This window comes from Nitratireductor sp. L15S-10, from assembly GCF_045011005.1.
Classification (GTDB): domain Bacteria; phylum Pseudomonadota; class Alphaproteobacteria; order Rhizobiales; family Rhizobiaceae; genus Nitratireductor.
In genome coordinates this window covers 1,240,109-1,261,383 of record NZ_CP120674.1, presented here as the reverse complement: position 1 = coordinate 1,261,383, position 21,275 = coordinate 1,240,109, and the positions used below count along the sequence as shown (strand labels likewise).

Below are 21,275 nucleotides of genomic sequence, written 5' to 3'. Positions count from 1 at the left end.
AAGACTGGCTGCATAAAGTGCCATTCAGGATGTTTGCATAGACCGAGAGACTTGCCTGATGCAGCCCGTCAACCTGTTCGACCTTGCCACCCAGCAGGCGAAGTGGCTATCCGTCCGCCAGACGACGGTGGCCAGCAATGTCGCCAACATCAACACGCCTGGATACAAGGCGCTTGAAGTCGAGCCATTCGAAAACGTGCTGAACGGAACACGGGTCGCTCTAAAGAGCACCAACCCGAACCATCTGCAGTTTGGCGCTACCAACGCTTCCTTTGCCGTCGGCAGCACCGAGGATCCCTCCGTCCTGCCTTCGGAGAACACAGTGAAAATCGAAGATGAGCTCGCCAATGCCGGTGAGGTTCGTCGCTCGTTCGAGCTCAACACGGCCATCGTCAAGGCCTTTCACCGCATGTTGATGAACACTTCGAGAGGATAGTCCGTGGACCCGCTTTCCGCTTCTCTGAAAGTCGCAGCATCCGGCCTGCAGGCGCAGTCCGAGCGTATGCAGGTGGTTTCTGAAAACCTGGCCAACGCCAAGTCCACCAGCGACATTCCGGGTGGCGATCCCTATCGCCGCAAGACCATCAGCTTCGTTGCCGAGCTCGACCGCAATATCGGTGGCAGCGTCGTCGAGGTCGGATCGATCGCCCGAGACCCCACCGAATTCACCCTCGAGTTCAACCCCGGTCATGAGGCGGCGGACGAACGCGGCTACGTCAAGATGCCGAACGTCAACGTATTGATCGAGATGGCCGACATGCGTGAGGCCAATCGCGGCTACGAAGCGAACCTGCAGGTCATCAAGCAGGCGCGCGAACTCATTTCCATGACCATTGATCTGATGCGGAGCCAGTCATGATTCCTCCAGTCGGCAGCATTGCCCCTTCCACATTAACGCAAGCCACCGGTCTGCAGCCGGCCCGCCAGGCCCCCACCTCCGAAACCGGAGAAGCTTTTAGCGCGATGCTCGGGCAAGCGGCGGCCAACACGGTAGCGAAATTGAACCATGCCGAGGGCGTGTCCATCAAGGCGCTGCAAGGTGAAGCAGAAACCCGGGAAGTGGTGGACGCGGTCATGAGCGCCGAACAGGCGCTACAGGCTGCGATTGCCGTACGTGACAAGCTTGTCACCGCCTATCTCGACATCAGCCGAATGGCCATCTGAGGAGCCTGATTAATGAAAGCCCTGTCGATTGCCGCCACCGGCATGAGCGCCCAGCAGCTTAATCTTGAAGTGATTGCCAACAACATCGCCAACATCAACACGACCGGCTTCAAACGCGCCCGGGCCGAGTTTTCCGATCTGCTTTATCAGACGGAGCGTATGCAGGGCGTTCCCAGCCGCGCCAATCAGGCGATCGTGCCGGAAGGTGCGAATGTCGGCCTCGGCGTCAAGGCCGCAGCCGTGCGCAACCTGCATATCCAGGGCCCGATGAACAACACCGGCAACAAGCTCGATGTTGCGCTGGTCGGCAAAGGCTGGTTCGAGATCGAAGGCACGGACGGTGAGCCGCTTTACACGCGCGCCGGCTCGTTCAACACCAACGCGACCGGTCAGCTCGTCACCACCCAGGGCTACAATGTGACCCCGGCGATCGTCATTCCCGAAGATGCCGTGGAGATCGTGATCAACAAGACCGGGCAGGTTTTTGCACGAATTGACGGCCAGGCAGAGCTTCAGGATCTGGGCCAGTTAACCCTTGCCAACTTTGCCAATGAAGCAGGCCTCGACCCGATTGGTGACAACCTCTTCCGCGAGACCCCCGCTTCGGGTGCTGCGATCCAGGGCGTACCCGGAGATCCCGGCTTCGCCGTCATCGAGCAGGGCTATCTCGAAGGTTCAAATGTCGATCCGGTGAAGGAAATCACCGAACTGATATCCGCTCAACGCGCCTACGAGATGAACTCCAAGGTCATCCGCGCGGCCGATGAGATGGCCGCAACCGTCACCCAGTCGATCCGGTAGGTTCGCATGAACACGCACTCCATCGTCTCCGCACTTGTCCTGGCCCTGGCCAGCTTCTTTGTGACCGGTGTTCCGGCAGCAGCGCAGGAGCAGGCGGTGGTTTCCACGCGTGTTATCTATCCCGGCGAAACCATCTCCATCGATGCGCTCGACGAAGTGATCCTGCGACGCCCGCCGCGCGGCAATACGGCAATTGCCCGTATGCTGGAAGACATCGACGGGAAAGTCGCCCGGCGCACCCTCCTTCCGGGCCGCCTCATACCCATCAGTTATGTGCGCGATGCCTATCTGGTGGAAACCGGCACCCCGGTTACCGTAACCTTCAGTGAAGGCCCACTCGTCATTTCGCTCCGCGCCGTACCGCTTCAAGCCGGCGCTGCAGGCGACATGATCCGCTTGCGCAACATTGAAAGCGGACGCACCTTCATGGGGGTGGTGCTCGCGGATGGTAGCGTCCAGGTGGGTGCCATATGATGTGTCGTCTGCTCCTCACCGTCCTCGTGGCAATGGCGCTCAGCCTGCCGGCCGGTGCCGCTTCGCGCATCAAGGATATCGCTATGCTGCAGGCCGCGCGTGACAACCAGCTTGTCGGCTACGGGCTGGTGATCGGGCTCCAGGGAAGCGGCGACAGCCTGCGCAATTCGCCATTCACCGAACAGTCCATGCGTGCAATGCTCGAGAATCTCGGCATCGCGTCGGAAGGCGGTCGCGCTCGCGCGAAGAATGTAGCTGCCGTTATCGTGACGGCAAATCTGCCACCTTTCGTCCAGTCCGGCGCGCGGATCGATGTCAGTGTCTCCTCGCTCGGCGACGCGACTTCCCTCGCAGGTGGTACGCTGGTCATGACCCCGCTTCGCGCCGCCGATGGCGAGATTTACGCCGTTGCTCAGGGGTCTGTCATCGTTTCCGGTTTTACAGCCCAGGGACAGGCCGAAACGTTGACCCAGGGTGTACCCACATCCGGTCGCGTGCCCAACGGCGCCATCATCGAGCGCAAGGTCGAGGCCTCCATGTCCGACAGCGCCAGCCTTGTCCTGCAATTGCGCAATGCGGATTTCTCAACGGCCGTGCGTGTTGCAGACGCGATCAACACATATACCGGCTCCCGTTTTGGCGCACGGCTTGCCAACGAAGAAGATGCCCGCACCATTCGGATCCGCAGGCCCAAGGGTATTTCCTACGCCCGCTTCTACGCTGAGATCGAAAACCTGATGGTGGAGTCCGACGGCCCTGCCCGGGTCGTGGTCGACGAGCGTACAGGAACGGTGGTCATCGGCAATGACGTGCGCATCTCCCGGGTTGCTATCAGCCACGGCGCGCTCACTGTCCGCATCACCGAAACGCCGCGCGTGGTACAGCCGGAGCCGTTCTCGCGCGGAGAGACAGCGATCGAACCTTTCACCGAAATTGAGGCCGATCAGCCGGATGCCAATGTGGCTCTGCTGGATGGCCCCAACCTGCAAACCCTTGTCTCTGGCCTCAACCGGCTTGGCGTAAAGCCCGATGGCATCATCGCCATTCTCCAGGGCATCAAGTCCGCCGGCGCGCTGCAGGCCGAACTCGTGCTGCAATAGGTACACCGCATGTCACGCAGTCTTCGATTGAAAAAAATCTCCACGGCCGTGTTCGCGGGTCTCGTTGTCGCCACGCAGATCGCACCACTCCACGCACTGGCGGCCGAAAACCCCGCGACCATGAAGCCCGACGAAGTGGAGCGTTTCTGCGCAAACATCGCCGATGCAGCACGCGATCGCCGCTACGCCCTCCAGGCCATGGAGCTTGAGAAGCTCAAGGGTGAAGTGGACGAGCGCATCGCCGCGCTCGAGCAAAAGCGTGCCGATTACGAGGGCTGGCTGCAGCGTCGAAACGTCTTTCTCGCGCAGGCGGAGGCCGGCATTGTCGAGATTTACGCCTCCATGCGGCCCGACGCGGCAGCTGAGCGTCTTGCGGAAGTCCGCGTCGAACTCGCCGCCGCCATCCTGATGAAGCTCGAACCGCGCACGGCTGGCATCATCCTTAACGAAATGAACAGCAAGTCCGCAGCGACGCTCACGACCATCATTGCCAGCGCCGCGCGGCCGGAGGACCCGACATGACGTTCCGGCCCCTATTTCTATTGCCACTGGCCTTCGTTGCCGGCTGCTCTCAATCGCTCAAGGAAATCGGCAAGGAGCCGGCGATGACCCAGGTCGGAGCGTCCATCGATCCGGAGGTTATGGCTGCTTACAACTATCCCAAGCGTCCGGCACCGGCGCTCACCCGCTACTCCCTTTGGGACGACAAGCAGAGCAGGCTCTTCACCGATCCGCGCGCGCTCAATGTCGGCGACATTCTGACGGTCGAGATCTCGATCAATGACAAGGCCCGTTTCAAAAACGAATCCGAGCGTTCTCGGGATGTGGACCGCAGTCTGGGTCTTTCTGGCTCCTACTCCATCGGCGGCGCGGGGTCATCAGCTGCGCTCGACGGCAAGATCGGTTCCGGCACATCAACGGCGGGCGGCGGCCAGACCGAGCGCTCGGAAAACATTCGTCTTCTCGTCGCTGCGGTGGTCACACAGGTAATGTCCAACGGAAACCTGCGCATCCGCGGAACGCAGGAGGTAAGGGTCAACGCAGAGCTGCGCATCCTCACCATCGAGGGCATCGTGCGGCCAAGCGACATCGATCCGCAAAACATGGTTTCCTACGAACGCATCGCCGAAGCGCGCATCTCCTACGGGGGTCGCGGTCGGATCAGCGAGGTTCAGCAGCCGCCCTATGGCCAGCAGTTCCTCGACCAGGTGCTACCATTCTAACCCGACGCCGGAGCCTGAAGACGCATGGCGCTGCTTGAACAGCAACCTACCGAGAAAAAGGGACCATCCCTCATCGTCCAGTTGGCGATGCTGCTGGTCATGTCGGCCCTTGCCGCCGGAGCTGCATGGTTCGCGGGCGGCTATCTGCAGAGCAGATCCGGCAGCTCCGAAGAGGTCGCTGCGGCCACCGCCGAAACTGCCTCCGCCGAACCCGCCACCGATGAGGATGGCGCCGCCAAAACGCCGCCCGGCATTTTCATGATGGACCCAATCACCACCAATCTGGCCGAACCGAGCGAAGTTTGGGTGCGTGCTGAACTTTCCCTCGTTTTCGAGGGCGAGCCCGACCCTGCGATGGCGGCCGCGATTCATCAGGACCTTTTTGCGTATCTGCGCACGGTGAAACTGCGCCAGGTGGAAACCGCGAGCGGCCTGCAGCATCTTCGCTCCGATCTTGCAGAACGCGCCAGCATTCGCAGCGAGGGCGCGGTCAAGCAAATCCTCTTCAGGGCTCTGTTGTTCGAATGAGACGTCTCGCTTTCCTGTCCGCCGCGCTGCTCGTTCCAACCGCAGCAGCGGCGCAAACCATCGATCTTGGTGCATTGACGGGTGCCGACGGCTCCACCATCGGCACGATTATCCAGCTTTTCGGCCTTCTGACGATCCTGTCCGTTGCGCCGGGCATCCTGATCATGGTCACAAGCTTCACCCGCTTCGTGATCGCCTTTTCGATCCTGCGTGCCGGCATGGGGCTGCCCACCACGCCAGCCAACCTTATCCTGATCAGCCTGTCCCTGTTCATGACCTTCTATGTCATGGCCCCCACCTTTGACAGGGCCTGGGCGGAAGGCATGCGCCCGCTCATGAACAATGAGATCAGCGAAGAAGACGCGGTCCAGCGTATCGCCGAACCCTTCCGTGGCTTCATGGTCAACAATGTCCGCGAGAAGGATTTCGCACTCTTCGCCGATCTGGCCGCGGAACGCGGCAATATAGACATCGACATAACGGTGGAGACCGCAGATCTGCGCGTTCTGGTTCCGGCTTTCATGATATCCGAGATCCGGCGTGGCTTCGAGATCGGATTCCTGATTGTCCTGCCTTTCCTCGTCATCGACCTGATCGTTGCCACCATCACCATGTCCATGGGCATGATGATGTTGCCACCGACCGTCGTTTCCCTGCCATTCAAGATATTGTTCTTCGTCCTGATCGATGGCTGGAACCTGCTCGTTGGCAGCCTTGTACGCTCCTTCGTTTAGGGGACCTTGCGGTCCTGCAATTCGTTTCTTCAGAAAAAACGCCGACCTGCGAAATTAAGCCGGCCCATTATCCTTTTGGTAGGACTTTCCCGCGATAAATGCCTTCAAGCATGGCGGACAGATCTTACAACGGGATCAAGGGCATGATGCCGCTCCGTCATACCGGTAAGCCCGGTATGTCCCTCGTTTGTTTTGTATTTCAGGGGCGTTTATCCCATGGCAAGTCTTATGACCAACGCGTCGGCAATGACGGCGCTGCAGACCCTCAACACCATCTCCAAGAACATGGCTACCACCCAGTCCCGCATTTCGACGGGCCTGCGCGTGGGCGAAGCTTCCGACAACGCAGCTTACTGGTCCATCGCGACTTCGATGAAGTCCGACAACAAGGCCCTTTCCAGCGTTCAGGATGCTTTGGGTCTCGGCGCCGGCAAGATCGACACGGCCTACACGGGTATCAATGAAGTCATCGACACCGTCGACAAGATCAAGCAGAAGCTTGTCACGGCACGCGGTGCTTCTCAGGAAGACCAGGAGAAGATCCAGGGCGAAATCAACGCGCTCCAGGCTCACATCACGTCGGTCGTCGGCAACTCCAACTACGCCGGCTCAAATATCATCCAGGACAACACCGATGTGAACATCGTTGCGTCCTACAACCGCAGCGGCGCGACCGTCACCATTGACGAGATCACGCTGACGGGTGCCAACGTTCTGGTGCTCGACGCGGCTGGTACGGGTGGTTCCGCAGCCAGCGTTGTTGCAGCGGCTCTGTTCGATGCTTCCGGCGGCCAGGTTGGTGACGCTGCAATCGATAGTGCTCTGGGCACCGTCGAGACGGCTCTCGCCTCCCTCGCCGACCAGGCAGCAGAACTTGGTGCCGCCAAGTCGCGCGTCGATCTGCAGAAAGACTTCGTTGGCAAGCTTTCCGACGCTATCGAACGCGGTGTTGGCCAGCTCGTCGACGCGGACATGAACGAAGAGTCGGCTCGTCTGTCGGCCCTGCAGGTTCAGCAGCAGCTGGGCATCCAGGCGCTTTCGATCGCCAACTCCAATTCGCAGAACATCCTGTCGCTGTTCCGCTAATAGATCGATCCCGGCGCAAAAGCGCCGGCATCAATCCACGATAGACGGGTCGCTCACTCGAGCGGCCCGTCTTTTTTTGATATTTGGAGCAACAGTTAACCTCCATTAATAGCCTGTTAACCATGTGCATCTACCTATCGTTAACCATACCCGGCGCGAACACGCGGTGCCACCGGGAGTGATTGAACAAAGAGGTGATCACGTGGCCAGCATCATGACCAACACTTCTGCGATGGTTGCATTGCAGAGCCTGAAGGCGACCAACAAGGCCATGGACGTGGTCCAGGGCCGCATTTCCACCGGCTACCGCGTTGCCGAAGCGAGCGACAACGCCGCCTATTGGTCCATCGCGACGACAATGCGTTCCGACAACAAGGCCTTATCGGCGGTTCAGGACGCACTGGGGCTGGGCGCCGGCAAGATTGACACATCCTACACGGCCATGAACAACGTTCTGGAAGCAGTGGATGCGATCAAGTCCAAATTGGTGACAGCGCGCGGCGCGAGTGCGGAGAACCAGGGCAAGATCCAGGCCGAGATCGACATCCTGCTTGACCACATCAAGAGCGCCGCCACCGGCGCAAGCTATGCCGGAACCAACATTCTCGCGACTGATGACACCGGAAACGTCGAAGTCGTTTCATCCTATAATCGCTCTTCAGCCGGAACGGTCTCGGTCGACACGATCAAAATCGACATCGCCAGCGTGAAACTGTTTGCCGCGGGCGGGCTTCCAGGCGGTCTGGCCGACGACATCATGCTCATCGACATCGTGACCAATGGGACAGACGCAGACATCGACGGCTACCTGACAGATGTTGAGACAGCCCTGTCGAACATGTCCAATGCCGCAGCCGATCTCGGCGCAGCCAAGACGCGTCTCGATCTGCAGAAAGACTTCGTCTCCAACCTGATGGACTCCATCGAGCGCGGCGTCGGGCAGCTTGTCGACGCTGACATGAACGAGGAATCCACACGGCTTCAGGCTCTTCAGGTACAGCAACAGCTTGGCATTCAGGCGCTCGCCATCGCCAATCAGAACGCGCAGAGCATCCTGTCCCTCTTCAAGTAGGCAAAAGCCGCAGCCACGCCGTTCTTACAATGGGGTCGCATCGCGGCCCCATTTCATTTTCGCACAAGTTTCGGCGTCTAGTCTCCCGGACAGAACTCGTATGGGAGCATTGGGCGTTGCCTGAGCAAATTCAGACCGTCGTTGAAAACCTGAAAAGCCTCGGCCCTCGCCGGCTTGCCCTTCTTGGGGGCATGCTGGCACTTTTCATGGCCGTCATCGTCGCCGGCGCGGCCTATCTCAACAGGCCCGCGTATGAAACTCTTTATGTCGGGCTCGATCGGTCCGACGTGAACCAGATCGGGCTGGTTCTGGGCGAGGCAGGCATCGGTTTTGATGTGGTCTCGGATGGGACGGCAGTTCTGGTCCCTGCCGGGAAAACCGCGCAGGCACGCATGTTGCTGGCCGAGAAGGGACTGCCCAGCAGCACCAATGCCGGCTACGAGCTCTTCGACAACGTCGGCTCCCTGGGTCTCACCACCTTCATGCAGCAAGTGACGCGCGTTCGAGCTCTTGAAGGCGAGATTGCCCGCACCATTCAGTCTCTTGCCGGCATCAAGGCAGCGCGGGTTCACATCGTCATGCAGGAACGCGGCACGTTCCGCACTGAAGAACGCCAGCCCTCGGCCTCCGTCGTCATCCGCGCTTCCAGCCTTGATGCAACCAACGCAGCCGCCTCGATTCGCTATCTGGTCGCAGCCGCAGTGCCCGGTCTGGACGCGGAGAAAGTGACCGTTCTCGATTCGACCGGCACGCTGCTGGCCGCCGGCGACGATCCGTCCAACAGCACCGCGCAACGTTCCATAGGCGTTGAACGCACGGTCGAAAACCAGATCGAGCAGAATATTCGCCGCGCGCTGGCGCCCTATCTGGGCCCAGACAACTTCCGCGCCAGCGTCAAAGCAGACGTAAACACCGACGCCCGTCAGATCGAGGAGGTCATTTATGACCCGAACTCACGCGTCGAACGGTCGGTTCAGGTCGTCCGCTCCAGCGACAGCGCCAATCGCGAAACAGCCATTCAGCCAACCTCGGTGGCTCAGAATCTTCCCGAGGACGACACTGCCGCCACGGCGGGTCCGAAATCCTCCGAGGAAAGCGAACGTCGTGAGGAAACTACCAATTATGAGCTGAACACCAAGCGCATCGCCACCACCAGCAACGGATACAGCGTCGACAAGATGTCGATTGCCGTGGTGGTCAATCAGGCAAGAATCCTGGAGATCCTCGGCCCCAGCGCCACGCCCGATCAGATCAATGCCCGGATTGCAGAAATTCAGAATGTCGTTGCCTCTGCTACCGGCTTCAACGAAGCTCGCGGCGACGTGATCAATGTCTCGTCGGTCGAGTTCATCGACGGCCTCGACGGTACACCGATGCCTGAGCCGGGCATTCTCGATACCGTCGGACAGCATACAGGTACTCTGATCAACGCAGCCGCCTTCATCCTCGTCGCGTTTCTCGTCACCTGGTTCGGTCTTAAGCCGATCGGCACCAACCTCATGCGCCCGGCCATAGCGCAGGGTCCGGTTTCCGACGACATGCAGCGGGCTCTTCCCAATCACGAAGAAGAGCAGGCGCGCCTGACGGATGGCGGGTACTCAGATCCCGAGTTCGAGGAAGACGACACCTACGGCACGCACCGGCTCAAGATCCGTCCCGCTCCACAGGAACGCCTGGCCCGCATGGTCGACCTCAATGAGGAGCGCACCGCCCACATTCTTCGCAAATGGGCGCGCGCTGAGGCGGAGGCCGGTTGATGTCTTCCGGTCTTTCGCTCTTCGACGTTCTGCCAGACTTTGGCACCCCGGCCCCGCCAGTCTCATCGCGCAGGGCGGAGAGCAGCCACTTCGATTCCCTCATCGAGCGTCCGGAGCCCCCTGCCAGGGAGGCGGTCCCTCCATTGCAGACCCAGGTTGACGAGATGATCGCGGCAGCGGAAGCCGCACTGGCGGAGAAGCTCGCGCATGAACATGCCGTAGCCCTCCAACAGGAACGTCAACGGCACGCTGAAGAGCTGGATGCACTGCGCAGTCAAATGGGCGAAGCAGTGGGGCAGGCGATCGAAACGCGTTTTGCCGCGCTGGAGAATGACCTGGTCGCACTGACCTCACAAGCCACATCACGGATTCTCAGCAGTGTTCTGACAGAAGATCTTCAGAAGCGGTCGATCGCGGAACTGGAGCGCGTGATACGCAGCGCTGTTGATGATCGGGAAAGCCTGCGCATTCGCGCCAGTGGTTCTCCGGCCTTATGGGAAAGTCTGAAGGCGGGGCTCGGCGAGAAGGCGCGTCATGTCGATTTTGCGGAAGCCCCCGGATTCGACATCAGTATCTCAGTCGATGAAGAACTTTTTGAAACCCGGCTTACGGAGTGGTCGGAAACACTTGCAGGATTGATCTCATGAGCGTCGCCGAGAACGAGGATCGCGCCTCGGAGATCATTATCGTTCGTCGCGGCGGCGGCGACGAAGACGAGGGCCATCACGGCGGTGCATGGAAGATCGCTTTCGCGGATTTCATGACCGCCATGATGTGCTTCTTCCTGGTCATGTGGCTTATCAACGCGACCGACGAAGATACGAAAACCGCGCTTGCAAGTTACTTCAACCCCGTGCAGCTCATTGACCGCAACACGAGCAGCAAGGGTCTTGAGGACGTCGACGGCGATCCGGTCGATAGCGCGCCGAACGATGTGGAGGATGACGCACCGGGCGCTCCATCGGAAAATCAGGAGCAGACATCCGGGCCAATGAGTTTCGAGAATTCAGTTGGCCAGTCGGACATCCAGAAATTGTCTGACGAGAACCTGTTTTCTGATCCGTATGCCGTGCTTGCCGAAATCGCGTCCAACACCGACACGATGCAGAACATTTCCCAGAAAGGGGATGGAGGCGCGCAGATTGCGGGTCCTTCCTCAGGTGCGTCCGGAGGAGAATCCTACCGCGATCCATTTGCACCCGATTTCTGGTCGCAGCAGGTCGCGCGCCCGCAGATCGGTGTCCAGGGCGATCCCGACAATGCACGTGAAAACCCTGCCGGAACCGATGTCGATCTCCCGAGCAACGGCGCGAATCTGCCACCAGCCGTGGCCCGGGAAGCTGCCGAGGCCGAGGCTGGAACCGAAATCGCTCTGGAACCGGTTCGTGAGGTTCAGCCCCTGAAACCTCTGGAGCGGGAAGAAACGGTCGCACAGGAAACCGCTCCTCCCGAAAAACCACAGATGAGCGATGCCTCGGAAGTGTCCGCCGAGCCTCCCGCAGAGGATGCGCTGGACAGAGGCGAGCAGCTTGCCGAGAAAATTCGCTCTCAGCTTGCTGCACAGTTCGCCGGAACGCCGCTTGAGAGCTCCATATCCGTTGTCGCAACGGATGAGGGTGTGCTTGTTTCTATTACCGACGATCTTGAAAACGGCATGTTCCCGGTAGGATCGGCAGTACCGCAACGCGAACTCGTTCTCGCGATGGACAAGATCGGCCAGACCTTGAGCGAACAGTCGGGCAAGGTGAGCGTGCGAGGCCACACGGATGGACGTCCCTTCCGCAGCGAGACTTATGACAACTGGCGTCTATCCAGCGCACGCGCTCAGGCCGCCTACTACATGCTGGTGCGCGGTGGGCTGGATGAGATGCGCATCGAGCAGGTAGCAGGTTTTGCCGATCGCAAGCTCAAGGTGCCGGAAGACCCGTATGCCAGCGCCAACCGCCGCATCGAAATCCTCCTGGAAGTGCCACGATGAGGGCAGTTGCGAGATTCGCCGCTATTCTGATAACCGGTCTCGTCGTCGAAACCGGTGCGCAGGCGGCGTCCATGCAGCCCTATCAGATGGTTCGCTCGCTTCAGCGTGTTCAAGACCGCATCGCGGACGGCGACCATGCAGCCCTGCCCATGCAGCAAAAGCTGCTCGGCATCATCGACAGCCGCATACGCAAAGCCGACCCGGCGGATTTCTCGGATCCGCGGAACCTGCAGGCATTGCTGATATACGGCTTAAGCGGCGGCAATCCCAAGACGCTCGAACTGCTCTTCTCCAAACTCTCTTTGGGTGCCGAGGAGGCCCGGCTCGGAGAAGCAATAGTGCGCTATGCGCTTGGAGACTTCACTGCGGCCCGGTCTGTGCTTCAGGAGATCGATCCAAAGTCCCTTCCACCGGAAGTGGGGCCACCTGTCGCTCTCGTCAGCGCAACAGTGACGGCGCGGGACAATCCGCTTTTTGCGGTTCGAATGCTTGATGAGGCACGGCTTCTCAGTCCTGGGACCCTCATAGAGGAAGCAGCCCTGCGGCGAAGCATCCCGCTGGCTGCCGCCCTCAAGGATACCGAGCGGCTTGCCCGGGCATCGGAACAGTATGTCCGGCGCTTTCTGCGCTCGCCCTACGCCACACAGTTCGTCGACACATTCGTGGCCGCTGTGGTGGAGTTGCACGAGACTGTCGACCCTTCCATGGTCGACGAAGTCACTGCACAAATGTCCGATGAACAAGCGAGGATCGTGTATCTGCGGCTTGCCCGCAAGAGCGCCATTGAGGGTTATGAGCGACTCCTCGCCTTCGCTTCGCAAAAGGCCATGGCCTATGGCCATGACGCAGACGGAGGCAGCGATCCACGCGCCGTTCTCTACGCGAACATGGCTTCCGTCAGTTCGGACAATGTGGACGACGTCCTGACCGCCCTGAACAGCATCGATCGTCACCGGCTATCGAAAGCCGATCAGGAACTGCTCGATGCGGCCGTCGCCATAGCCAAGGCGGTTCTTGACGAACCACGGCACACCTCGGCCCTCGTAGCGGAGCCCCAACCGAAACTTGTGGACGCACGCCTGCCTGACGAAGAAATTTCCGATGAAGACGACAGCAGCGCCGAGATCGCGGAAAGCGCTGCATCTCTCATGACGCCGGAGGCTGCTGACCCCGTTTTCCCCGGCGATCCGGAGAATGACGAGGCAGATAGCTATCTGAAGGAAATGCGCAGCAAGCTCGACGACATCGATGCGCTGCTCGGAAAGGAAACCGTACAATGAATCCCGCCATTAGCCGGAGTTTGCCGACCACCCTGCAGACGCTGGACGCGGGGTCCCAGAAGCGGGCGGGCGGAGAGCCATTTTCGTCGGCCTTCGAGGAAGCTCTGACGGAAACCCGCAACGCCAGGGGCGACAGGGAGAAGAAAACCAGCGAGGAAACCACAGGCTGGAAGCCGATACGCTGGACGCTCGCCGAAGGTCTGGGTGCGCGAAAAGAGCCCACCAGCGATGAAGAACCGCCGACCGAAGGCAGCGAACTGCAGCACCTTCCCGAGACACTTTCTCCTCAAACGAATGCACCCGTCCCCAGTAGATTGAACGGCGAAACAGGTGACGCCAAGGGTGACGAAAGAGCGGCTGAAACGGGGGGCGAAATTCCGGGCGACGAGAATGGCCACGCAGTGCAATCCGGTGAGGTACCAACGGCCACGCCCCCGGTCTCCGAAGGCGCACTCGCTGCGCCACAGATGGTTTCAGGACAACCTCTTGTTCAGACGAGCGAGCGGGCCCAGGAACGCGTAGTGCCAGCCAAACCGTCGGACAAGGCCGGGCAACCTCTTCCTGAACTGCCAGGTGCACCTGAGAAAGCCGCTTTGCCTGTCGGTGAAAAGCCTTCCACGCCAGCAGCCATCGAGCAGGCGGCCAAACAACCTGGCAAGCCCGATGCGGCGCTGCGAGGCCCTGGCGGGAACGAGGGGCCTACGCGTGAGAATGCCCAGCAGCCACAACAGCAACAACAGGAAATCCGCGTTGTCTCGATCCAGCGTGCGCCCGCCCCGGCCCCCACGGTCGGTGGCGACCAGACCCCTCTGGCCTCGCGCGCCGGAATGAGTGAGGCAGCACAGTTGCAGACCAGCCAGCAGGGCGAAGCAGGAAAGATGGTGCAGACTCTGAAGATCCAGCTTCAGCCGGCCGAGCTCGGGACGGTGACAGCCAAGCTGCGTCTCGTGGGCGAGCAATTGATGGTTGATCTGCAGGTTGAAAGCACCGAGGCGCGTCATCGCCTCAGCACCGACAGCGAGTCCATCGTGAAAGCGCTGCGCTCACTCGGCTACGACATTGACCGGGTCACCGTTCAACAATCCACTCCCGGAGGTCAAAGCAACACCGCGACCGGCGGCAACACACGCGATGGAGCATTCCAGTCCATGAGCGACAGCCGTGGCGAAGGCGATCCTTCACGGGGAACCGGCGGCGATCGCTCCACCCGTGAAGAAGCCGGCAATGGTGGCAGGCAGTCACAGGATACCGCCGATGCGTCACATAGCGGCCTGTATATTTAGTCTTTCAGTGATGGCCGGCAGTGCCCAGGCCGCGGCAAACGCCTGCGAAGGTGAAATCCTTCGTGCAGCGGAAACTTACCACGTGCCAGCCGGCATTCTCTATGCCGTGGGACTGACGGAAACCGGCGTGAAAGGAAGCTTGCAGCCCTACGCGCTCAACATCGAAGGGAAAGCTGTCTTCGCTCGCAGCGCTGCAGATGCAATCCGCACCTTCGAACAGGCACGCAGCGAAGGCAAGAAACTGATCGATCTCGGCTGCATGCAAATCAATCACCACTACCATGGAGAGCATTTTCGAAATTTGCGCTCCATGCTGGACCCGCGCCAGAACGTCGATTATGCCGCCCGATTTCTGATTCAACTCAAGCAGCGACATGGCTCCTGGTCGATGGCGGTGGCACGTTACCACGCCGGCCCCAATAACGACCCGGCCCAAAAACGGTATGTTTGCCGCGTGATCACCAACATGGTCGCGACAGGCTTTGGTGCCTGGACACCGGAAGCACGCCGCTTCTGCAATCACTGATTGAATTCCCGCTTTCAGCGGAACTCAGGAAACCCGCCCAACAGACTCCCCAATATTGACTCCTGAGATTTCATAGTTGTGCGTGATTCGCCCGACCAGTTACCACTTGATACATAAGTTGATTCGGAGGGCGGGCCGTTGATTGTCGTGATAGACGAGCGTGAGTTGGTGACTGAGGGTTATCATTCACTTTTCAATCGTGAGGGGGTTGCGAGCGCAGGGTTCGCACCGGACGAGTTTGGCGAATGGGTCGAAACTGTCGCTGACGACGAACTCAAGGCGGTGAGCGCATTCCTGCTCGGCCAGTGCGACGGGGGCAACATCCGGGCTCAGCGCATCCGCGAACGCTCCGCAGCGCCATTGATTGCACTCAGCGAGCGCAACTCGCTCGACGACACGCTGCGCATGTTCGAATGGGGTGTCGACGATGTGGTGCGAAAACCGGTTCACATCCGCGAAATCCTTGCCCGCATCACGGCGATTCGCCGCCGTGCCCAGCAGGACACGGCAACATTCACGGAAATCGGCGCCATGCGCATCTACTTCGACGGGCGCGATCCGGAAATTGAGGGACAACCACTTCCCCTGCCGCGCCGTGAACGCCGCATCCTGGAGTATCTGGCCAGCAACCCGACGCGCCGGGTGACCAAGACCCAGATCTTCAATGCCATCTACGGCATTTTCGATGAGGACGTCGAAGAGAACGTGGTGGAAAGCCACATCAGCAAACTGCGCAAGAAGCTGCGCGAGAAGCTTGGGTTCGACCCGATCGACTCCAAGCGGTACCTTGGCTACCGGCTGGCGGACGCCTGATCCGCCGGCTTTTTTTCTTCACAAAGCGTCATCACCAGTTTCACGCAAGTCACGTCTCCTACCTTGGCCGTGATCGGCGCAGACTACGAGGAGACTTCCGATGGGCCTTTACGGCATGATGCGTACCGGCGTTTCCGGCATGGCGGCACAATCCAACCGGTTGTCCACCGTTGCCGACAACATCGCCAATTCCAGCACCAATGGTTACAAGCGCGCGAAGGCCGAATTTTCCTCGCTTGTCCTGCCGTCCTCGGGCGGTTCATACAATTCAGGCGGCGTCACCACATCGATCCGCTATGAGATTTCCAAGTCCGGCCCGTTGCAATACACCACGTCGGGCACGGACCTTGCCATCGAAGGCAATGGCTTTTTCGTGGTCCAGGGCACCAACGGCCAGCCCTTCCTCACCCGTGCCGGCTCATTCGTGCCGAACGCTGACGGCGAACTCGTCAACGCTGCCGGCTACAAGCTCATGGGCTACAGCTACGCCAATGGTGTACCCGCAGTCACCGCAAATGGATATGCAGGCCTTGAAACCGTGACGATCGCGCAATCGGAACTGGTGGCAACGCCATCGCGCAACGGCACACTCACAGCCAACCTGCCATCGAGCTCGGACGTTGTTGCGGCAGCGGACCTGCCTTCCGCCAACGCAGCCACAGCCCAGTACACGCACAAGACCTCGCTCGTGGCCTACGACAATCTTGGCGGTAAACAGCTGCTTGACGTCTACATGACCAAGACCGGCGCGGACACCTGGGAAGTCGCTGTCTACGACCGCGCGGATGCCGCGCCCAATACGTCTTTCCCATACGCCAACCCGCCCCTGGCCACGACGACGCTCACCTTCGACCCGACCAATGGCAAGCTGGACGGCGCCAGCCCGACCGACATTGCGCTGACCGTTCCCGGCGGCGACACCCTGACCATCGATCTTTCCGACATGACGCAGCTCGATACCGGCTTCTCGGTCACCGGCGAAGTGGACGGAAGCGCACCCTATGCGATCGACAGTGTCGAAATCTCCGAGGACGGCACGATCTTCGCGCAATATGCAGATGGCTCCCGACGGGCTCTCTACCGCATTCCACTTGCCAATGTTCAAAGCCCCGATCAGTTGAAGGTCATCACGGGCAACGTCTTTTCCGAAAGCGCGGATTCGGGCGGCGTACAGCTTGGCTTCTCGGGAACCGGCGGGCTCGGCAAGGTAACACCCGGAGCTGTGGAGCGTTCCAACGTCGACATCGCCACCGAGCTGACAGACATGATCGAGGCTCAGCGCAACTATACGGCCAATTCCAAGTCGTTTCAGACCGGTTCCGAACTGATGGAACTGCTGGTCAATCTGAAGCGATAAGCGTGGATTTCCGGAACGGGGGAGTGGAAGAACGTAAATGTCTCTGACATCTGCACTGAACATTGCGCAGACGGCGCTTTTTAACACCTCGCGCCAGACCTCAGTCGTCTCACGCAACGTTTCGGAAGCCAGCAATCCGGACTACGCGCATCGCAGCGCGCTTCTGTCCAGCATGGCCCCCGGGGCGCGCGTCGTTCAGATCCGGCGCGCGGCCGACGAAGTTCTCTTCAGACAAAATCTCTTCGCGATCTCGGCCTGGCAGGGTCAGAAAGCGATGTCTGGTGGGCTCGACACCATGCGTCTAACCGTTAACGGCATTGACGACGCGAACGCGCCGGCGACCGCGATCAGTAAATTGCAGGAGGCCCTGCAGCTTTATGCGGCCACGCCATCCAACACCACGCTTGCAGAGAGCGCGGTGCAAGCAGCGAAACAGGTGGTTCGCTCACTCAATGACGGTGCCAGATCAGTACAGAATTTCCGGGCCGACGCGGATCGGGATATCTCAACGGCGGTCGAGGACCTCAACTATCTTCTCGGCGAGTTCGAGACCGTCAACACTGAGATCGTCAACGGAACCCGAAGCGGCCGCGACGTATCGGACGCTCTGGATCGACGGGGTGCGCTTCTCAAGAAGATCTCCGAATATGTCGCCGTCTCGACCACGACGCGCTCCGGCAACGACATGGTTATCGTCACCGCCGATGGTGCCACCTTGTTCGAGACCATTCCGCGGCCTGTCACATTCACCCCGAATACGAGCTACGGACCAGGGACGACCGGAAACTCGGTCTATGTCGATGGCGTTCCGCTGGTACCCGGCGTGGGTGGCAACACCAGCGCCAAGGGCTCGATAGCGGCAGCCCTGCAGTTACGCGACGAGACAGCACTGCAGATGCAGCGCCAACTCGACGAGGTCGCACGCGGCCTGATTACGGCTTTTGCCGAGACGGACCCCAGCGGCACCCAGCCGGACATGGCAGGACTGTTTACCTGGGCCGGTGGTCCCGGAATCCCGCCTGCAGGCACACTCATCGACGGGTTGGCAGGAGCAATCCGTATCAACGTCGCGTTCGACAAAAGCGCCGGAGGAGACCCCTCGCTTCTGCGTGATGGCGGCGCCAACGGCGCAGCCTATCTGCACAACACGAGCGGCGCCGCCTCCTATTCGGATCTGCTTCTCGGTTACTCACAACGCCTCGACGAACCGATGGCTTTTGACCCTCTGGCAGGTCTCGACACAAACCGCAGTGTGACAGCCTTCTCGTTCGATTCCGTCGGCTGGCTGGAAGCGAGCCGCAAAGAAGCTGCAAGCGGCGCTGAAGGCAAGGAGGCGCTGGCGGTACGCACGGCAACCGCACTCTCGAACGCAACCGGCGTCAATGTCGACAATGAAATGGCGCTGCTGCTCGATCTCGAAAATGCCTACGAAGCTTCAGCGCGCCTCATCTCCGTTATCGATGAGATGCTCTCCACGCTGATGCAGGCAACCCGGTAGAAGGACCGACCATGAAAACCTCCTTCATCTCATCCCTGGCCATGTCGCAGTCGCTGCGGTACCAGACCATGCGCATGCAGGCTGAGTTGGCCGAAAGATTGAAGGAGTCGCAAACCGGACGGCATGCCGATGTTGGCATCGCACTTGGTGCCCATGCCGGTCGCAATCTTTCGATGACCCGCAACATTGATCGCCTGAACGGCCTCGTTGATGCCAACGCGATCGCCGCCAACCGCCTTTCAGCAACGCAGAATGCGATGACGCAGATCGGCGATCTTGGACAGAGCCTGCTTGCTGCGCTGACAGCGGCAAAGTCCGACATCGATCAGGTCTCCGTGTCACAGGCGGAAGCCGAGCGCGTATTGAAATCGATAACCGGCATACTCAACACCAATCTTAATGGCGAATACCTGTTCGCCGGCATCAACACCGACGTCAAGCCGGTCACCGATTTCGACGTCCCGGCCTCGCCAGCGAAAGCGGCCTTTGATGCGGCATTTGTGGCAAAATTCGGCTTTGCGCAGACTGACCCCGCAGCGGCGAGTATCACTGCAGCCGACATGGACGACTTCCTCACCAATTTCGTGGAACCTCAATTCATCGGCGCGGGCTGGGAAACCAATTGGTCCAGCGCATCCAGCCAGAAAATTACCAGCCGCATCACCTTGAACGAAACCGCGGAGACGTCGCTGACGGCCAATGAGACCGGCATACGCAAGCTGGCCATGGTTGCGGCCACGATTTCCGACCTTTTCAATGGCCCTCTCGGCGAGGAAGCGCGCGCTGTTCTCTACGACAGATCGCTCACGCTGGTCGGTGAAGCCGTCGCCGAGGTCGCGAACGCGCAGGCGCAGGCCGGTATTGTCGAAAACCGGGTCTCGGCAGCCAGCGAACGGCTCTCCGCCCAGGTTGATCTGTTCAACACACTGATAAAGGACAGCGAGGGCATCGACCCCTACGAGGCAGCGACCCGGGTGAACGACCTGAGAGCACAGCTCGACGCATCCTACGCGCTGACCGCACGCCTGCAGCAGCTCAGCATCTTGAACTATCTGCGATAACCGACAGACAGCCGGAACAAAACGAACGGGAAGCACATGTACCAGTTTTCCTACAGCGAAGTTCAGACAGACTCGCTCGCCGACGCCCGGGATCGGGAGGAACAGGTTCTGAGCCGTTCAATCGATCTTCTTCAGGCTGCGCGCGAGAAGGGCCCGAACTCGCAGGAAGCCGTCGAGGCAATTCACTTCATGATCCGCGTCTGGACTGCCTTCATCGACGATCTCGGCAATCCGGAAAACGAGCTGCCAAAGGAGCTCAGAGCCAATCTGATTTCCATAGGCTTATGGCTGCTGCGGGAAGGAGAAGAAGTGCGTCAGGGAAGATCGCAGAACCTTGATGGCCTTATCGAGGTGTCGCAGATCATCCGCGACGGCATTCAGCAATGAGCACGTTAAAAATATCACTCAAGGCGAACGAGAAGATCTACGTCAACGGCGCAGTCATCAAGACCGACCGAAAAGTGACGCTGGAATTCCTGAACAACGTTCAGTTCTTGCTTGAGAACCACGTCCTTCAGGCGGAAGATGCGCACACACCGCTGCGTCAACTGTATTTCACGGTACAGATAATGTTGATCACGCCGGAGAATGCAGATGATGCGCGCCAGCTTTTCGGCCAGCTCCTTCCGAGACTACTGAACAGCTTCACAAGCGAGCGCATCCGTGCCGGTCTGAAGCATGTGGAGGAGCTGGTGGCGAACGACCAGGTCTATGACGCTCTGAAGGAAATCCGTGCGCTTTATCCTATCGAAGACGAGATCATGACCCAGAACACGCAACCGGCCAATAGCGAGCCCGTCACCGCCATTGCAGGAGAGTAAGCCATGAACGTTGAAGCAGCATCAGGCACCCAGACCTATAGCAATGGCACGCAGCAGGCTGCCACACCGCAAACGGTGGACTACCAGGCATTCCTTCGTCTTCTGGTCGCGGAGATGAAAAACCAGGACCCCACGAGCCCGATGGAATCCACGGATTATGTGGCACAGCTTGCCACGTTCTCGCAGGTCGAGCAGTCGGTGCAGGCAAACGCCAAGCTTGACCAGATTCTCCAGGCTTCCGCACTTGCGCAGGCCGGCAGCCTTGTAGGCCGTGAAATCACCTCCGCCGACGGCGAAACCACCGGCAAGGTGGCCGAAGTACGCCTCTATAGCGATGGCGTCATGGCCGTTCTCGAAAGCGGCGACAAGATTCCCGTCGGACCGGGTGTCGTGATCCGCTGAACGATGAACGAAGCCGACGCCCTCGACATTGTTCAGTACGCGATCTGGACCGTTCTGGTTGCCTCCAGCCCGGCGGTGATCGTCGCCATGGTGGTCGGCGTCGGCATCGCCCTGGTACAGGCACTCACCCAGGTGCAGGAGATAACCCTCACCTTCGTGCCCAAGATCGTGGCAATCCTCGTCGCGGTCGCCTTCTCCGCCCCCTTCGTCGCATCGCAGATTTCCGGTTTCAGCAACGTCATCTTCCAACGGATCGAAGGCGGCTTCTGAAGCCTTCCCTGTCTCCTCTCCTCTTTCGCGCAAGTTTGAGGCGCTAG

The 21,275-nt window shown here is 59.9% G+C and carries 26 protein-coding genes; all 26 read left to right on the top strand.

Features of this window, described 5'->3' with window-relative positions; genetic code table 11:
* Positions 1 to 58 precede the first annotated feature (58 nt).
* The 26 genes from flgB to fliQ all read left to right on the top strand — a co-directional run bounded on the left by flgB (position 59) and on the right by fliQ (position 21,228).
* Complete coding sequence (gene flgB / locus P2W41_RS06070) at positions 59 to 436, top strand: flagellar basal body rod protein FlgB (RefSeq protein WP_292897009.1); 378 nt, start codon at positions 59 to 61, stop codon at positions 434 to 436.
* A gap of 3 nt (positions 437 to 439) precedes the next feature.
* Positions 440 to 859 (top strand): flagellar basal body rod protein FlgC, encoded by a 420-nt coding sequence (flgC, locus tag P2W41_RS06065; protein ID WP_292897010.1) that lies wholly within the window; start codon positions 440 to 442, stop codon positions 857 to 859.
* Entirely contained in the window at positions 856 to 1,164 is a 309-nt protein-coding gene (locus P2W41_RS06060) for a flagellar hook-basal body complex protein FliE (protein ID WP_229448496.1), read from the top strand. Before flgC ends, P2W41_RS06060 begins: the two co-directional genes overlap by 4 nt.
* Before the next feature lie 12 nt (positions 1,165 to 1,176).
* Entirely contained in the window at positions 1,177 to 1,965 is a 789-nt protein-coding gene (gene flgG, locus P2W41_RS06055) for a flagellar basal-body rod protein FlgG (RefSeq protein ID WP_404934571.1), read from the top strand.
* 6 nt (positions 1,966 to 1,971) lie between these two features.
* Positions 1,972 to 2,439, top strand: coding sequence for a flagellar basal body P-ring formation chaperone FlgA (flgA, locus tag P2W41_RS06050; RefSeq protein ID WP_292897012.1), 468 nt, complete (start codon positions 1,972 to 1,974; stop codon positions 2,437 to 2,439).
* Positions 2,436 to 3,539 (top strand): flagellar basal body P-ring protein FlgI, encoded by a 1,104-nt coding sequence (locus P2W41_RS06045; protein WP_404934570.1) that lies wholly within the window; start codon positions 2,436 to 2,438, stop codon positions 3,537 to 3,539. The genes flgA and P2W41_RS06045 overlap by 4 nt, the downstream gene beginning before the upstream one ends.
* Positions 3,540 to 3,548: 9 nt before the next feature.
* Positions 3,549 to 4,061, top strand: a complete 513-nt coding sequence (locus tag P2W41_RS06040; protein ID WP_292897013.1) for a MotE family protein — start codon at positions 3,549 to 3,551, stop codon at positions 4,059 to 4,061.
* Entirely contained in the window at positions 4,058 to 4,762 is a 705-nt protein-coding gene (gene flgH, locus P2W41_RS06035) for a flagellar basal body L-ring protein FlgH (protein ID WP_292897014.1), read from the top strand. Before P2W41_RS06040 ends, flgH begins: the two co-directional genes overlap by 4 nt.
* Before the next feature lie 24 nt (positions 4,763 to 4,786).
* The gene (locus tag P2W41_RS06030) at positions 4,787 to 5,290 is read left to right on the top strand and encodes a flagellar basal body-associated FliL family protein (protein WP_292897015.1); all 504 of its coding nucleotides are present in this window, start codon (positions 4,787 to 4,789) and stop codon (positions 5,288 to 5,290) included.
* The gene (gene fliP / locus P2W41_RS06025) at positions 5,287 to 6,024 is read left to right on the top strand and encodes a flagellar type III secretion system pore protein FliP (RefSeq protein WP_292897016.1); all 738 of its coding nucleotides are present in this window, start codon (positions 5,287 to 5,289) and stop codon (positions 6,022 to 6,024) included. The genes P2W41_RS06030 and fliP overlap by 4 nt, the downstream gene beginning before the upstream one ends.
* Before the next feature lie 216 nt (positions 6,025 to 6,240).
* Positions 6,241 to 7,110: a flagellin gene (locus tag P2W41_RS06020; RefSeq protein ID WP_292897017.1), complete on the top strand. Its 870-nt coding sequence runs from the start codon at positions 6,241 to 6,243 to the stop codon at positions 7,108 to 7,110.
* Positions 7,111 to 7,312: 202 nt separating this feature from the next.
* Positions 7,313 to 8,182 carry a flagellin gene (locus P2W41_RS06015; protein WP_292897018.1) on the top strand — a complete coding sequence of 290 codons (870 nt, stop codon included), beginning with the start codon at positions 7,313 to 7,315 and terminating at the stop codon, positions 8,180 to 8,182.
* A gap of 116 nt (positions 8,183 to 8,298) precedes the next feature.
* Positions 8,299 to 9,939, top strand: a complete 1,641-nt coding sequence (fliF, locus tag P2W41_RS06010; RefSeq protein ID WP_292897019.1) for a flagellar basal-body MS-ring/collar protein FliF — start codon at positions 8,299 to 8,301, stop codon at positions 9,937 to 9,939.
* Positions 9,939 to 10,586, top strand: coding sequence for a hypothetical protein (locus P2W41_RS06005; RefSeq protein ID WP_404934569.1), 648 nt, complete (start codon positions 9,939 to 9,941; stop codon positions 10,584 to 10,586). Before fliF ends, P2W41_RS06005 begins: the two co-directional genes overlap by 1 nt.
* Positions 10,583 to 11,917 (top strand): MotB family protein, encoded by a 1,335-nt coding sequence (locus tag P2W41_RS06000; RefSeq protein WP_404934568.1) that lies wholly within the window; start codon positions 10,583 to 10,585, stop codon positions 11,915 to 11,917. The genes P2W41_RS06005 and P2W41_RS06000 overlap by 4 nt, the downstream gene beginning before the upstream one ends.
* Positions 11,914 to 13,197 carry a chemotaxis protein gene (locus tag P2W41_RS05995; protein WP_404934567.1) on the top strand — a complete coding sequence of 428 codons (1,284 nt, stop codon included), beginning with the start codon at positions 11,914 to 11,916 and terminating at the stop codon, positions 13,195 to 13,197. The genes P2W41_RS06000 and P2W41_RS05995 overlap by 4 nt, the downstream gene beginning before the upstream one ends.
* Positions 13,194 to 14,480, top strand: a complete 1,287-nt coding sequence (locus P2W41_RS05990) for a flagellar hook-length control protein FliK (protein ID WP_404934566.1) — start codon at positions 13,194 to 13,196, stop codon at positions 14,478 to 14,480. Before P2W41_RS05995 ends, P2W41_RS05990 begins: the two co-directional genes overlap by 4 nt.
* The gene (locus P2W41_RS05985) at positions 14,452 to 15,006 is read left to right on the top strand and encodes a transglycosylase SLT domain-containing protein (protein WP_292900263.1); all 555 of its coding nucleotides are present in this window, start codon (positions 14,452 to 14,454) and stop codon (positions 15,004 to 15,006) included. The genes P2W41_RS05990 and P2W41_RS05985 overlap by 29 nt, the downstream gene beginning before the upstream one ends.
* 138 nt (positions 15,007 to 15,144) lie before the next feature.
* Positions 15,145 to 15,819, top strand: coding sequence for a response regulator transcription factor (locus P2W41_RS05980; protein ID WP_292897024.1), 675 nt, complete (start codon positions 15,145 to 15,147; stop codon positions 15,817 to 15,819).
* A gap of 100 nt (positions 15,820 to 15,919) precedes the next feature.
* Positions 15,920 to 17,176, top strand: a complete 1,257-nt coding sequence (locus P2W41_RS05975; RefSeq protein WP_292897025.1) for a flagellar hook protein FlgE — start codon at positions 15,920 to 15,922, stop codon at positions 17,174 to 17,176.
* A gap of 37 nt (positions 17,177 to 17,213) precedes the next feature.
* Positions 17,214 to 18,674: a flagellar hook-associated protein FlgK gene (gene flgK / locus P2W41_RS05970; protein WP_292897026.1), complete on the top strand. Its 1,461-nt coding sequence runs from the start codon at positions 17,214 to 17,216 to the stop codon at positions 18,672 to 18,674.
* Between the two features lie 11 nt (positions 18,675 to 18,685).
* Complete coding sequence (locus tag P2W41_RS05965) at positions 18,686 to 19,735, top strand: flagellar hook-associated family protein (RefSeq protein WP_292897027.1); 1,050 nt, start codon at positions 18,686 to 18,688, stop codon at positions 19,733 to 19,735.
* 36 nt (positions 19,736 to 19,771) lie between these two features.
* Positions 19,772 to 20,122 (top strand): flagellar biosynthesis regulator FlaF, encoded by a 351-nt coding sequence (flaF, locus tag P2W41_RS05960; protein ID WP_292897028.1) that lies wholly within the window; start codon positions 19,772 to 19,774, stop codon positions 20,120 to 20,122.
* Positions 20,119 to 20,556 (top strand): flagellar biosynthesis repressor FlbT, encoded by a 438-nt coding sequence (gene flbT, locus P2W41_RS05955; protein WP_404934565.1) that lies wholly within the window; start codon positions 20,119 to 20,121, stop codon positions 20,554 to 20,556. The genes flaF and flbT overlap by 4 nt, the downstream gene beginning before the upstream one ends.
* A 3-nt stretch (positions 20,557 to 20,559) precedes the next feature.
* Positions 20,560 to 20,958: a flagellar hook assembly protein FlgD gene (gene flgD, locus P2W41_RS05950; protein ID WP_292897030.1), complete on the top strand. Its 399-nt coding sequence runs from the start codon at positions 20,560 to 20,562 to the stop codon at positions 20,956 to 20,958.
* Between the two features lie 3 nt (positions 20,959 to 20,961).
* Positions 20,962 to 21,228, top strand: coding sequence for a flagellar biosynthesis protein FliQ (gene fliQ, locus P2W41_RS05945; RefSeq protein ID WP_007008607.1), 267 nt, complete (start codon positions 20,962 to 20,964; stop codon positions 21,226 to 21,228).
* The last annotated feature ends 47 nt before the right edge of the window (positions 21,229 to 21,275 follow it).

Coding starts and splice junctions, on each gene's coding strand:
- fliQ (WP_007008607.1), top strand. CDS start 20,962: ATGAACGAAGCCGACGCCCTCGACATTGTTCAGTACGCGATCTGGACC.
- P2W41_RS06005 (WP_404934569.1), top strand. CDS start 9,939: ATGTCTTCCGGTCTTTCGCTCTTCGACGTTCTGCCAGACTTTGGCACC.
- flgD (WP_292897030.1), top strand. CDS start 20,560: ATGAACGTTGAAGCAGCATCAGGCACCCAGACCTATAGCAATGGCACG.
- flgK (WP_292897026.1), top strand. CDS start 17,214: ATGTCTCTGACATCTGCACTGAACATTGCGCAGACGGCGCTTTTTAAC.
- P2W41_RS06060 (WP_229448496.1), top strand. CDS start 856: ATGATTCCTCCAGTCGGCAGCATTGCCCCTTCCACATTAACGCAAGCC.
- flgA (WP_292897012.1), top strand. CDS start 1,972: ATGAACACGCACTCCATCGTCTCCGCACTTGTCCTGGCCCTGGCCAGC.
- P2W41_RS06030 (WP_292897015.1), top strand. CDS start 4,787: ATGGCGCTGCTTGAACAGCAACCTACCGAGAAAAAGGGACCATCCCTC.
- P2W41_RS05975 (WP_292897025.1), top strand. CDS start 15,920: ATGGGCCTTTACGGCATGATGCGTACCGGCGTTTCCGGCATGGCGGCA.
- P2W41_RS06040 (WP_292897013.1), top strand. CDS start 3,549: ATGTCACGCAGTCTTCGATTGAAAAAAATCTCCACGGCCGTGTTCGCG.
- P2W41_RS05995 (WP_404934567.1), top strand. CDS start 11,914: ATGAGGGCAGTTGCGAGATTCGCCGCTATTCTGATAACCGGTCTCGTC.
- flgB (WP_292897009.1), top strand. CDS start 59: ATGCAGCCCGTCAACCTGTTCGACCTTGCCACCCAGCAGGCGAAGTGG.
- flaF (WP_292897028.1), top strand. CDS start 19,772: ATGTACCAGTTTTCCTACAGCGAAGTTCAGACAGACTCGCTCGCCGAC.
- P2W41_RS05965 (WP_292897027.1), top strand. CDS start 18,686: ATGAAAACCTCCTTCATCTCATCCCTGGCCATGTCGCAGTCGCTGCGG.
- P2W41_RS05990 (WP_404934566.1), top strand. CDS start 13,194: ATGAATCCCGCCATTAGCCGGAGTTTGCCGACCACCCTGCAGACGCTG.
- P2W41_RS06020 (WP_292897017.1), top strand. CDS start 6,241: ATGGCAAGTCTTATGACCAACGCGTCGGCAATGACGGCGCTGCAGACC.
- P2W41_RS05985 (WP_292900263.1), top strand. CDS start 14,452: ATGCGTCACATAGCGGCCTGTATATTTAGTCTTTCAGTGATGGCCGGC.
- P2W41_RS06000 (WP_404934568.1), top strand. CDS start 10,583: ATGAGCGTCGCCGAGAACGAGGATCGCGCCTCGGAGATCATTATCGTT.
- fliP (WP_292897016.1), top strand. CDS start 5,287: ATGAGACGTCTCGCTTTCCTGTCCGCCGCGCTGCTCGTTCCAACCGCA.
- flgH (WP_292897014.1), top strand. CDS start 4,058: ATGACGTTCCGGCCCCTATTTCTATTGCCACTGGCCTTCGTTGCCGGC.
- P2W41_RS06045 (WP_404934570.1), top strand. CDS start 2,436: ATGATGTGTCGTCTGCTCCTCACCGTCCTCGTGGCAATGGCGCTCAGC.
- flgG (WP_404934571.1), top strand. CDS start 1,177: ATGAAAGCCCTGTCGATTGCCGCCACCGGCATGAGCGCCCAGCAGCTT.
- flbT (WP_404934565.1), top strand. CDS start 20,119: ATGAGCACGTTAAAAATATCACTCAAGGCGAACGAGAAGATCTACGTC.